This window comes from Methanosarcina sp. 2.H.A.1B.4 (genome assembly GCF_000979385.1).
Lineage (GTDB): Archaea > Halobacteriota > Methanosarcinia > Methanosarcinales > Methanosarcinaceae > Methanosarcina.
The window spans coordinates 17,729-30,066 of sequence record NZ_JJOV01000047.1 but is presented as its reverse complement, the minus strand read 5'-3'; the positions used below and the strand labels follow the sequence as shown (position 1 = coordinate 30,066).

Sequence of the window (12,338 nt, the reverse complement as noted above, 5' to 3'; positions counted from 1 at the left end):
CACCTCTCTATTCGTCGGCAGCGTCAGATGTGTATAAGAGACAGGTCGAAGAGGTGCCTTACGAAAAACTGAGCAGCTACGGGATTATAAAGGGCAAGCCTATTGATGATTCCCTGTACGTGCTTGAGGATATCGTGGAAAAACCCTCTCCTGAAGCTGCTCCTTCCAATATCGGAGCAATCGGACGCTATGTCTTTACTCCTGAAATTTTTGATTGCATAAAGGAAGCTGGAACCGGTGTAGGTAGTGAGATCCAGCTCACGGATGGCATCCGGCTCCTGAACAGGTCTCAGATGATCTACGCCTGCAGGTTCAAAGGAAAACGCTTCGATACCGGGGACCGGCTTGGGTATGTAAAGTCCATAGTGGACTTTGCCCTTAAGAATGAAAACCTTAGAGATGATGTACTTGAGTACCTGCGCGAAATCCTGGCAGTTGAAAAGGTTCCGGCAGAAAAGAAAGAGTAAAGATACTAACAAACCAGAGAATTAAAGAAGCATCAAGTAAGATCGATTTAAAAAAAGATAGCCAAAAGACTATCTAATAAATAGGTAATAAATGGGGGCGATAATTTCTGCTGATTTTCACCAGCAGAGTCCCTCATAATCCACATTTTTCGCTTTAATTACCCGCCTTCCGTCAATAACTATCTTTCCTTTCATGCCCTGGAATTCGGAATCGAGATTCTTGAACTCCTCCCATTCAGTCATCACAAGACAGGCATCTGCATCTTTAAGGGCATCCGAGGCCTTATCAAGGTATTCGATTGTGGGAAAGACGCGCTTCATGTTGTCTGTTGCCATCGGGTCATAAGCCGAAACTCTGGCTCCAAGCCTGAGGAGTTCAGCAATCACAGGAATTGCTCTGGATTCTCTTATGTCGTCCGTTTCATTTTTGAAGGCAAGTCCAAGGACTGCGATCTTTTTGCCTGCAGGATCCCCTATTTTCCTCTGGAGAATTTCAGTCATAAGAAGGGGCTGCCTTTCATTTACAGCTATCACGGACTCAAGGAGCACAGGAGCGTATCCTATTGCTTTTGCTTTTCCTATAAGCGCTTTTACGTCCTTCGGGAAACATGACCCTCCAAAGCCTGCCCCGGAATTTAAAAACTTTGAGGAAATCCTGAAGTCCTTCCCTACAGCTTCCATGACCTCATAAGTATCGATCCCCAGTTTTTTGCAAATATTTCCTATTTCGTTGGCAAAGGAGATCTTGGTTGCAAGCAGGGAGTTATTTGCATATTTGATCATTTCCGCGGTTGCCGGACTTGTACGCGTGATCTCACATTCAAAGGTCCTGTAGAGTTCGGAAACCAGATCTCCTGAGCGTCTATCGATCGCCCCAACAACTATTTTATCAGGGTGCATGAAATCCTGGACTGCCTTTCCTTCCCTGAGGAATTCTGGATTCATTGCGACACCGAAATCTTTTCCTGCTGTCTTTCCTGATGCTTCTTCAAGGACCGGGAGGACAAATTTTTCTGTCGTTTCGGGCACTACTGTGCTTTTTACTACCACCACATGATAGCCTTCTTTCTTTGCCAGGGCTGCACCGATACTTGCTGCTGCTGCCCGGACAATTGAAAGGTCTATACTACCATCTTCGGCTGAAGGTGTTCCTACACAGATAAAGGAAATATCCGTTTCATTGACCGCAAATTCATAATCAGTAGTTGCTATGAGTTTTTTTCCTGCATATTTTTGCAAAAGCTCTCCGAGCCCCTCTTCATAGATGGGTGGAATGCCTGCGTTTATCTGCTCCGTTTTTTTCCTGTCAATATCTACACAGATGATTTCGTGTCCGACCTCTGCAAAACAGGCTGCAGTGACTGAACCCACATACCCTGAACCTATAACCGAAACTTTCATAATCTGAACCTCTTTCTTGGGAATTGAAGAGGTAATCGATCCTAATTCTTATTTATTTTTTGATAGGCTGTATCTCTTTGCAATTCCTGGTTTTTGAAGGTTCTCGTTTTCAGGCTTTCATATACTTATCTTTTTCGTACCGGTTTGAATATTTATATAGTTTGACAGTTTATAGGTTTCTATAGTTAGAATTTAGTACATGTTCTTACAATACCGTTAATGATAAGTTGGGGGATTTATAGTGCTTTCAATGCTGATCCTGGGTACAGAAAATCTTGTTCTGGGAAATCATTTTCCCGGTTCAGGCATCTGTTTTGTTTACACGGACTTTGGAGTTCCTGAATTTTACAGGATAACGGTTCTGGGACTAATCGTTCTTGTGGGGATGAAGGAAATGCTTCTGGTTTCCCTGAAAGAAGACTCTTTTTCAATAGATTCTATTGATATGGGGATATACCCTCTGTTGATATGTTTTGTTACCAATTTCCTCTTTGCATGTCTGGAAATGATTTTTACAGGGTTAACCCCTTAAACCCTTTAATTTTTTTGCGTTTTAGTTGTTTTCTTCGTTCTTCTGGGGAGACCTTCCTGCTAAAATGTTACGGGGTAATAATAGGTTATTTTTTTCGTTTGTGAAGCTGAAAAACTCGGAATCATCTGTGTTTTTTATTTGTTACAGATCTTAGTTCAGAATCTTAGTTTCCAAAACTATTTATTCTAAACTCTTTATCTTTTAAGCATAATAGTATTATGTTAGTGATCCTATCAGAATTAAAAATTTAAATTTAATGAGGCGCTGTAATGTGGTGGAACTATGCCGAGGGGGTCGGAGTTGCCATCACCTATTATCAGCTCAGGGGAAATTTAAGGGACATTAAAATCTGAAGTTGGGTTCGGAAAAAAGGAACTTAGGAAGAACCAGGGTCTATCTGACTGCTTCTCTAATAAATGAAGTCTAGATGAAGTAGAATGACTCCCTGATTTCTCGAAAGTATCTTGCCTGATCTGTTTCTGGATTTGGCATTTAAATTCGTTTCTTACCTTCCTTTATACCGTTGCCTTCTCGCAAGAAAAGCTGTCCTTTTCCTCAATTAATGGAATTATGATTGGGGGATCAGTTCGGGAGTGAAAATCTTGAGGGTCATTGTTGATATAGGGCATCCAGCCCACGTTCATTTTTTTAAAAACACTATCTGGAATCTTGAAAAAAAAGGACACCAGGTTATGGTTGTCTCAAGGGATAAAGATGTTGTAATAGAGTTATTAGATGCCTATAAAATCCCGCATACCGTTTTAAGTAAGGTCAAACAGGGCAAGATTCACCTGTTTGAAGAGTTGTTCATAAGAGATTCTAAACTTTATAACATCGCTCGCCAGTTTAATCCGGACCTCATTATGGGCATTCTTTCCCCTACTGTTGCCCATGTTGCGTGGGCACTGGGGAAAAAATCCATAATTTTTAATGACACTGAACATGCAAAAATAGCCCAGAAATTGACCTATCCTTTCTGTGACATTATCTGCACGCCCACATCCTTTAAAAAAGATTCAGGAAAAAAGCAGATCAAGTACAGCGGATATCATGAATTGGCATATCTTCATCCAGCTTATTTCTCCCCAAATCCTGAGGTTTTACAGGAACTCGGTGTGGAGGTGGGCGAACCGTTCATAATCCTGCGCTTTATTTCATGGGGCGCACACCATGATGTAGGACAGCATGGAATCGATAATAAGCTAGCACTTATTAAAGAACTCGAAAAATTCGGGAAGGTTTTCATTTCTTCAGAAGGAAAACTGGCAGAAGAATTTGACCGATACAGAATCCGGGTACCCTCTGAAAAAATCCATGACCTTCTTTATTATGCCACACTATGCGTGGGTGAGGGGGCAACCATGGCTGTTGAAAGCGCAATTCTTGGAACTCCGTCTATCTATGTTTCCTCCCTTGCGGGAACTATGGGAAACTTTTCGGAACTCGAGGAGAAATACGGTTTGCTCTTCAATTACAGCGATTCGGAAGCTGCCCTGACAAAGGCTGTGGAACTTCTCAAGGACCCTGAACTTAAGAAGACTTGGGGCCTCAAGAGAGCTACCCTACTCAGGGATAAAATTAACGTAACCGAATTCATGGTCGAACTCATAGAGAGTCTTCCTGGAAAAAAGTCCGGGGTTTCCGTATCTGCGGTTTCGGATGAGAGCTATGTATGATTTACTAAAGCAAAACGCAAAGATATGGGATATTTTTTCCCGAAAAGAAGAGTATTTACCTGAAAAGCTCGATGAGCACGGGCGTTTTCTTTTTGCTGATAAAGACCTCAGAAACGCCTCTGAGCCGGAGGCATCCAGATACCTGGTAGAACACGGGATGGAAGTTGAATTTCCGGAAAACAAAACCTTTGCTGTGTGTTTGACTCATGATATGGATGATATTTATCCTCCTCTTTCCCACAGCCTTCTGTCCTCAGCCTACTGCCTGAAAGATCTGGATTTCCGGAGTTCGGCAGCTCAGTTCCTCTGGAAATCCCGAGGGCCTGAGCACTCGCCTTACCTTAACTTTTCTGAAATCATGGATCTTGAGGCAGGTTTTGGGGCAAAGTCCTCTTTTTACTTCATTGCTAGCAGAGAGGACCCCATAAGGTTCAGATATGATATAGAGGATGTAGAAAGCTATCTGGGAGAGATTTCCGATAGAGGGTGGGAAGCTGGCCTTCATGGTGGATATTATTCATATAACAACCTTGAAGCGCTAAAAAGTGAAAAAAAAAGGCTGGAAGACGTTCTGGGTAAAAAAGTCATAGGTTTTCGCAACCATTATCTCAGGTTCAAAACTCCGGAATCCTGGGAGCTGCTGGCAGATGCCGGTTTCAGCTATGATTCAACGTTCGGATACAGTGATTCAGTTGGCTTCAGGAATGGCATGTGCCACCCTTTCAGACCATACAATCTGAATGAAGATCGGGAAATAGGCATCCTGGAAATCCCGCTTACTGTAATGGATGTCGCTCTTTTCAAAGATTCCAGATCTTTTGAGGAAGCCTGGAGATGCACAAAGAACCTGATAGATACAACAGCAAGGTTCAATGGGGTCATTACCCTGCTGTGGCATAACTTCGTTTTCGGGTGCAGTTTCAGAAAAGACTGGATCAAACTCTATAAAATGGCTCTGCAGTACTGCTCTGAAAAAGGGGCATGGATGACAAGCGGAGAAGAAATTTACAGGTGGTGGGAGAATGAATTCTGATTCTAATGGGAAGTATCTGCTGATTACACCTGCAAGGAATGAAGAGGAAAACCTTCCTGATGTTTCTAAGTCTGTAACAGGGCAGAAAGTAACACCTGCACTATGGATCATAGTGGACGATGGGAGTACGGATGAGACTCCCCACATTCTCGAAGGGCTGAAGGCAAGATACTCCTGGATTCAGAGCATAAGGCTCCCTCCAAGACCAAGGGATATAACCTTTCACTATAGCTACGTCTGCAAACAGGGATTTGATCATGCACTGGATTACTGTAAGGAAAATTGCATTGAGTATGATTACATAGGTCTTCTTGATGCCGATACCGTACTCGATGAAAACTATTTTGTAAAGTTACTGGGTGAATTTGAAAAAGATTCCTCTCTTGGGATTGCAAGCGGAGGGGTTTACTATGACGTTGGTGGCAAACTTTCACGAGAAGTATCAGATAAAAATCTGCCCCGCGGCACAGGAAGGCTCTGGAGAAAATCCTGTTTCATCGAGACTGAAGGTTATCCGGTAGAACCATCTCCTGATTCCATTTCCAATATTAAAGCCCTTCTTCGGGGCTGGCAACTCAAGCAGTACGCAGATGTAGTTGAAATCCAGAAACGAAAGACGAGTGCAGGGGAGGGACTCTGGAAAGGATATGTAAAAAACGGCTGGATGGCTTATTATGTGGATAAGAATTTGCCTGTGGTTCTGTTAAATACGCTTTATTATACTCTGAAGTCTCCCTATTACACAGGAATTGCATACCTCTATGGATATCTCAATTCAACCCTTAAGAGGGAGAAAAAGATCAAGGACATGGAAATACGGGCTTACTATAGAAGTTTAAACCTCAGGCTGTTGTTTTCCCGAATCTCGGGAGCTTTAAGCCGTAACTCTACAGATACCCAGCAGGGAGAGCGGTGAATATCTTGAAATATTTTATAAGAGTTATGTATTGAAGGTGATAGTATGAAGATGCTCTTTCTGGATATAGTCTGGCCCCTTTACCTGGCTGATGGTTCGCTTATCCACAGGCATGAGCTTGTAAGCAACCTGGCAAAGCTGGGCAATGAAATCCATATCTTCACTACCGATAGGTCTACTCTTTCTAACCTGGACAATATCCGCTGCCATTATATACGTCCTGGGAGCCTTCTAACCCTCACAATCAACTATTTCCGGAGCTCTGCAGGTCTGGTCGGTTCCGAAACTTTTGATGTGCTGTATACCAGAAATCCGAATTTCGGTTTTCTTGCCGGGCTCTTTTGCAAAAGCAGATGCAAAACTCTGGTTTATGAATTAAATGGAATCCCGGAGGATGAAAGCAGCCTTATCAAATCCAGGTGCAGTGAGGAGAAGTCTTTGCAAGAGGAACAAATGGTAAATTTATCCCGGTATTTTTCTTCTGCAAAAGCCAGCTTAAAGGTTTCGGTTTTGAAAAAAGCTCTTGGACTTTCAGATAAGGTAATCGCAGTAACTCCAGGAATAAAAGCGAATCTTGAGAGTTCTTACAACATTCCAGGAGACAAAATAACTGTGGTATCCAACGGAGCAAACACTTCCCTGTTCAAACCTCTTGAGCAGGAGGCCTGCAGGAAAGAGCTTGGTCTGGATCCGGAAACTCCTTATATCTGTTTTGTGGGAAACCTTGCTCCCTGGCAGGGGGTAGAATATCTGGTAAAGGCAGCTTCTTCAATACTTTCCAGGTCTCCTGAGTGCTGTTTCCTTATTGTCGGCGATGGAGTTATGAAAGAGGAGCTACTCAACCTCTCAAAGGAGCTCGGAGTTGCAGACCGGTTTGTTTTCACAGGTGTGGTTTCCTATGACCGCGTGCCTGTGTACATCAATGCAAGTGATATCTGCGCTGCTCCCTTTATCCTGGCCAGAAACGCAAAAATCGGGCTCTCCCCTCTGAAACTATATGAATATATGGCTTGCGGAAAGCCAGTTGTTGCGAGTGCGATTAGCGGGGTCGATGATGTCCTTAAGGCTTCAGAAGGAGGAATTCCTGTCCCTCCAGAAAACCCGGAAGCCCTTGCAGAAGCTATCTTAAAGCTACTTGATAATCGGGAATTGAGGGCGAGACTGGGCTCAAAAGGTTTAAGTCATGTTACTGAAAATTACAGCTGGTACAGTGTTGCGAAACAGGTAGACGGGGTCTGCAAATCGGGACCCAAAGGCTGAACGCCCGGAATCCGTCTTTCGAATGTTATTATAACTTGTCAAAAATACAAATTATTGTCTTTCACACGGGGCTTAAAATGGACGAAATTGAAGTCAGAGAATTATTACAGTCTGAATATAATGACTGGGATCTGCTTGTGGAAAAAGCTCAACCCGGTACGCTCTTTCACACAAGTGACTGGCTGGGAATCTGCAGAGATGTCCTTTCCAGAGACTTAAAGATTTATGGTTGTTTCAGAAACGGTGAGCTTGTGGGTGGATGTCCCATTTTCATTAAGAACATCAAAGGTATGCTGAAAGTAGCATCTTCGACCTGTAATATGACTGATTATTGCGGTCCCCTTATAAAAGAGGGAGCCAGCTCTAAAGCTAGCAAACGTATGCAGGACACACACGAGATCCTTGAAGCTCTTAGAGAATTCCTCTGCAATCAGGGATTCGACAGCATTACCCTTACACTTGCCCCCGGGCTTGAAGACGTAAGACCTTTTACCTGGAAAGGATGGGAGTCGAGTGTACATTATACTCATCATCTCGACCTTAAAGAAAATGTAGATAGTAATCTTTCTAGGAAAATCCGGAGAGAACTTAAGAGCGCAGAGGAAGCAGGGCTTAAAACGAGAGTCTCAAACGACCCTGAAACTTATTATCGCCTGCTTTCCCTTGTCTATGATAAACAAAATCTGGAACCTCCTGTGCCAAAGGAATTCTTTGAAAGGGTATTTAAGTTGATCCAGGAGAAAGATGTTGGCTATATGTTTGTCTCAGAGACTCCCGAAGGAGAAGTAATTGCTTCTCATCTGAACCTGTATGGTAAAAAATGCACGATTACCTGGTCTTCAGCTCTTAACCCTGAATTCGGTAGAATGGGCCCAAATGCGCTTCTCTATTATAATGAGTTTCTCGACCTGAAGTCCAGAAATTTCGAATATATGAATGTAATGGCAGCAAACATCCCAAGATTTACGGACTTTATTATGGGATTTTCCCCGAAGATTGTCCCTTATTATAGAGTAACCCTGCGCAGCAAAAAATATTCCCTTATGAGGTTATTATACCAGGCTACACATGAAGAATCAGAATGATTGGAGAAGCAGGAGAACTTTATTCTTGCTTAAAGGAATATAAAGGAATATTTTCCTCACTGAAAAGAATAATTCCTTATCGAAAATCGGAATAAGCTAAAACCGAAATCAGGATATTTTTCCTGAAATCGGAATTTAATCCTTTTTTTGTTTCCGGGAAGGAGGTTTAATCTCCTTCTCAGTTCCTATTTCTTACGTTCACAAGAAAAGTTGAGAACATTTTTCTGAATACAGGATCGTCGTGAAGGGTTATTACGTAATAGATAACTGTTATGATGACGGCTGCAAATATTATTACGTAAAAGCTTGAAGAAATCATTTCTATTAAAATTAATGGGATCGAAACGATGAGGCCTATTGCCGCATATTTTATAAGGATCTCTATGCTTTCTTTCTTGCTAATTCCTGCAAGACCCAGAAGGTATGCATTGTTCCAGAGCCAGAACACAATTCCTGTAAAGCTATACAGGGCAAGAGCGAACTCAGGGCTTCCATAAGTTCCCCCAATGACCAGGGCTACTATCCTTGAGACCAGGAGAATTATACTGAAGGTAAGCCAGACGGTCTGTTTCTCAAATACATTATAGAGAGTTGATATCGGTGAAGAAAGAAAGACCAGGAAGATCCAGGGCACAAGAATTTTTACATATGTGCCTGCAATGCTCCATTCCTCTCCGAAAGCAAATGTGAAGATCTGCTCTCCGAGAATAATCAGGAGTATCATAGGGAAGATTCCTATCGAGATCAGCTTTTTATAAACCTCCCCAACTATAACCTTCATGTCTCCTTTCCCGTTCCCGTTCTTAACTTCGCTTACTTTCTGGAAAAAAACCTGTCCTATAGCGCTGCCTACAATTCCCATTGGAAGGTTTACAACCTGATTTGCAAGTGAAAAATGCCCTACAACTGATGTACTGTAAAAGTATGCGAGCAAAAAAGCAGGGACCTGTGGAGAAATAGTGTTTGCGATCGATGACCAGGAACTGAATAACGGAAATTTTTTGTATTGAATGGCCATCTCTTTCATTCTTTTTAATGAGATCTTTTTGAAAACTTGAATATCTTTTTTTATGCCCTTGAGCATGACAAGATCTGCAAATACATATCCTGCAATGAATCCGCCTACCAGGCCGAATGGGGTAATACTCCATTTCGCAAATCCTATTTGAAATGCCTTTGATGTTAAGGTGTTCGAAACTCTGGACCCTGCAATGACTCCAAACCGGGTTTTTCTTGAAAGCCAGTAATTTTGCACAAAAAACATACCGTTGAGGAATATTATTAGCGGAAGGAGAGGTAAATACCTTGAAACTCCAGGGGTGTTAAAAATCTCAATATCTTTCGGAATAAATAAGACTACGATGCCTGTCAGTAAGGATATGAAAGTTACCAGTACGGTGCATACAGAGGCAACATTTGCAGCATCCTCCTCTGTTTTTGGCAGCATGATCGCAAATTGATACGAAAAAGTAGAAACTATTACAAGTATGCCTGAGATTGACATGAAAAGCTGAAAAATCCCAAAATCATCTGGGTTATAAATTCTTGTGATTATGGGTATAAGAAGTATACTCAGAATCTGGGCAGTAACACTTCCGGATATAAGCTTTAGTACGTTAGTTATAAAGTTCGACATGGGGTTTCCAGCTTTGAAATATATCAATTCAGTTTTTGCCGTAGATAGGGGGTTTCACTCAGGTGATTTATATAATAGTTTCCGATGAAGTTTTATTTTTTTACTTCTTTATTTTCTTTAAGGTAAGCCAGTACCTCTGCATTGTCATATACCAGTGCATACTCCGGAGCTTCGAAGCTGTTGAAGAACTCTACTGGTAATGGCTGGATTATGTTTATCCCGTATCTGTTCGGGTCATTTATGGATATTGGTTCCCCCAGGGATGATCTTCTCAGCAATACCATACGATCGCCGCTTATTTCTCTCGATTCGATCTGGTTTGTATTGAAGTATGTTGCGTTATTTGCATCATATCCCTGATCCCTGTAAAAAAGACAGCTGTCATAGGGAGAATCCATCAGAATGTTTCCTGAGTACACGGCAGATAATGTTTTCACAGGCTGGATTTCAATGTTCTTGAACTGGTTTCTTACGGTTGTCTCTTTTCCTACAAGAGGATTGTCTTTATTAATACCTGGTGTGGTAACCATTACGAATGAGAAGAACAACACTATGATGAAAATTGCAGAAATTTTTGCTTTTTTAGAGTTAAACAGGCTTGTTAGCTTCAATATATATGAAGCAGCTACCAGGACCAGAAATACTGCTATTAGCGGGAACCACCTGCTTGTAAGGAAATTTCTCATGCCCAGTAAAGGAATTCCGTAAGCAAAGCTATACAGAATTACAACAACCAGAGCAATTGAGAACTTATCTATTTTTTCGGCGTCCCTGCGGGAAAACCATGTCAGAACTCCTCCTATTGCGAAGAAAGGTAGGGCAAGGTAGCTTATGTGAAGTATCAGTACTTCCAGTGAGTCCGGATTGGTTGCAGTCCCCACGATAAGTTCCTCACTTGAGTAGCTGGATCCAACCTGAAGTACTTCCATAAGAGGCTTGAAGATCATCTCAAAAAAGGAGGTCTCCGGAGTGACATATGTAAACATCCAGTAGGTTTGCAGGCTAATCACAAAAAAGAGGAGGTAATTAAAACTGGCTGCTGCAGTGGGTAAACTCTCATACAGGAGGTTGTGCAGGTATTTCCCTAATAAAATTGAAACTAAAGACAGAAAAACCACAAAAGTAGTTAACTGGTGGGTCAGCACCATCAGAACCGTAGCCAGGAGAAGAAGTCCTGTCTGCACCAGGCCCGGCTTTTCGCTAAAGATTGCATACAGGATAATTATAAAGTAGCAAAGAACCAGGGAACCCGGGGTTATATTTGTAATCCCGCTGACAATATTGTGATTATTCAAATTAATTAATAAAGCTGCAAGCAAGCCCATCTGAGGGCCTTCGAGTTTCTTTCCTATAAGGTAAATCCCTGCCGTACTGAATATATTGGCAAATCCTATAGAATAAAAGAATCCGTCCTTGATATCCAGTCCGCCCATAAGCTGGGTTATCGAGACAAAAATGTGGGCAAGAGGATAATATAAATATTTATTGCTTATCTCAATAGGGGGAATAGCCCCTGTTTCAGTAATCAGTTTTGCCATACCTGCATGAAAATAAGCGTCATAGCCCATGAGACTTGGGAAATTATAATAGATTCCGGCTCTTATAAGGATTGAAAGAAGGAATATCTGCAGTAGTATTGAGGTTACCCTGTCTCCTTCTCTTACATACAGTATTTCCGAAGCTATGATTCCTGCGAGTATGCATATCAGGATGAAATAAGATATCGGCCTGTAATACAGGTTCATGCTATATATGAGCACACTTATCAGGAATACAAGATAAAAGGAAAGGTTGAGTACATTCTTTAATCCGTCTTTTCCTGAGGAAATGGGCGCCTCACTTTTAAATTTTTTTCTAAATATGAAATAGATTAAGCAGGCAGAAAGTACAGCAATTCCGATGTCCTTCTGGTTTAAATTGATCAGGTAATATAATGAAACAATAAACACGCCTAAGTTGAATCCCATTACACTGAGAATCGTGTCAAGATTTCCTGTAAATCTCTCTTTATACCTTTTTATAGTTTCCATACAATCCTCAACATAACAACTTTCTTTAGGATTATATAGTTTCCCGATGAAGTATTTTTCTTTTATAAGAATAAGCGTAAAACCCCTGGATCTTTAGTCTGGGGTTAGTTCACAAATCCAAATTATCCTTTTTATCGGACTGCAATTTCTTTTAACCTTTCCTTTAAGTCTTGATATCTGTTTTTCTCCATTCTCTTCTAGACTAATTCTCTTTCTTTTTAATTGAGATTTCTTTTACCTTTTTTTAAATTCCAGCATGTTCTTAATGCCTTATTCTTTTTTCCACCAGTTACAGATCTGAG

General features: G+C 41.5%; 10 protein-coding genes. 7 read left to right on the top strand and 3 right to left on the bottom strand.

What is annotated here, in order from left to right:
• On the top strand, positions 1–467 hold a 467-nt coding region (locus tag EO92_RS07585; protein WP_048170543.1), incomplete at its 5' end, for a sugar phosphate nucleotidyltransferase.
• 117 nt (positions 468–584) lie between these two features.
• On the opposite strand, the gene EO92_RS07580 is transcribed toward EO92_RS07585, so the two are convergent.
• Complete coding sequence (locus EO92_RS07580; protein WP_048133605.1) at positions 585–1,868, bottom strand: UDP-glucose/GDP-mannose dehydrogenase family protein; 1,284 nt, start codon at positions 1,866–1,868, stop codon at positions 585–587.
• A 250-nt stretch (positions 1,869–2,118) separates the two neighbouring features.
• Between EO92_RS07580 and EO92_RS07575 the strand changes: the two genes are divergently transcribed.
• From EO92_RS07575 to EO92_RS07550, 6 genes are all read left to right on the top strand, one after another.
• Positions 2,119–2,400, top strand: a complete 282-nt coding sequence (locus EO92_RS07575) for a hypothetical protein (RefSeq protein ID WP_235283245.1) — start codon at positions 2,119–2,121, stop codon at positions 2,398–2,400.
• 602 nt (positions 2,401–3,002) lie between these two features.
• A complete protein-coding gene (locus EO92_RS07570; RefSeq protein ID WP_048163007.1) occupies positions 3,003–4,076 on the top strand; it encodes a DUF354 domain-containing protein in 1,074 nt (357 codons plus the stop codon).
• On the top strand, positions 4,060–5,109 hold the full coding sequence (locus tag EO92_RS07565) for a polysaccharide deacetylase family protein (protein WP_082107972.1): 1,050 nt from the start codon (positions 4,060–4,062) through the stop codon (positions 5,107–5,109). Before EO92_RS07570 ends, EO92_RS07565 begins: the two co-directional genes overlap by 17 nt.
• Entirely contained in the window at positions 5,099–6,025 is a 927-nt protein-coding gene (locus EO92_RS07560; protein WP_048170537.1) for a glycosyltransferase family 2 protein, read from the top strand. Before EO92_RS07565 ends, EO92_RS07560 begins: the two co-directional genes overlap by 11 nt.
• A 45-nt stretch (positions 6,026–6,070) precedes the next feature.
• Positions 6,071–7,285 (top strand): glycosyltransferase family 4 protein, encoded by a 1,215-nt coding sequence (locus EO92_RS07555; RefSeq protein WP_048170534.1) that lies wholly within the window; start codon positions 6,071–6,073, stop codon positions 7,283–7,285.
• A 77-nt stretch (positions 7,286–7,362) separates the two neighbouring features.
• On the top strand, positions 7,363–8,370 hold the full coding sequence (locus EO92_RS07550) for a GNAT family N-acetyltransferase (RefSeq protein ID WP_048162996.1): 1,008 nt from the start codon (positions 7,363–7,365) through the stop codon (positions 8,368–8,370).
• A gap of 178 nt (positions 8,371–8,548) precedes the next feature.
• Here EO92_RS07550 and EO92_RS07545 read toward each other — a convergent pair whose 3' ends face one another.
• Both EO92_RS07545 and EO92_RS07540 read right to left on the bottom strand, forming a co-directional pair.
• Positions 8,549–10,006, bottom strand: a complete 1,458-nt coding sequence (locus tag EO92_RS07545) for a lipopolysaccharide biosynthesis protein (protein WP_048170532.1) — start codon at positions 10,004–10,006, stop codon at positions 8,549–8,551.
• Positions 10,007–10,098: 92 nt separating this feature from the next.
• Positions 10,099–12,036 (bottom strand): hypothetical protein, encoded by a 1,938-nt coding sequence (locus EO92_RS07540; RefSeq protein WP_048170530.1) that lies wholly within the window; start codon positions 12,034–12,036, stop codon positions 10,099–10,101.
• Between the last annotated feature and the right edge of the window lie 302 nt (positions 12,037–12,338).

Bases quoted from the DNA above. Each gene is read 5' to 3' on its own strand.
- EO92_RS07555 (WP_048170534.1), top strand. From the start codon at position 6,071: ATGAAGATGCTCTTTCTGGATATAGTCTGGCCCCTTTACCTGGCTGAT.
- EO92_RS07580 (WP_048133605.1), bottom strand. From the start codon at position 1,868: ATGAAAGTTTCGGTTATAGGTTCAGGGTATGTGGGTTCAGTCACTGCA.
- EO92_RS07575 (WP_235283245.1), top strand. From the start codon at position 2,119: ATGCTGATCCTGGGTACAGAAAATCTTGTTCTGGGAAATCATTTTCCC.
- EO92_RS07540 (WP_048170530.1), bottom strand. From the start codon at position 12,036: ATGGAAACTATAAAAAGGTATAAAGAGAGATTTACAGGAAATCTTGAC.
- EO92_RS07560 (WP_048170537.1), top strand. From the start codon at position 5,099: ATGAATTCTGATTCTAATGGGAAGTATCTGCTGATTACACCTGCAAGG.
- EO92_RS07550 (WP_048162996.1), top strand. From the start codon at position 7,363: ATGGACGAAATTGAAGTCAGAGAATTATTACAGTCTGAATATAATGAC.
- EO92_RS07545 (WP_048170532.1), bottom strand. From the start codon at position 10,006: ATGTCGAACTTTATAACTAACGTACTAAAGCTTATATCCGGAAGTGTT.
- EO92_RS07565 (WP_082107972.1), top strand. From the start codon at position 4,060: ATGAGAGCTATGTATGATTTACTAAAGCAAAACGCAAAGATATGGGAT.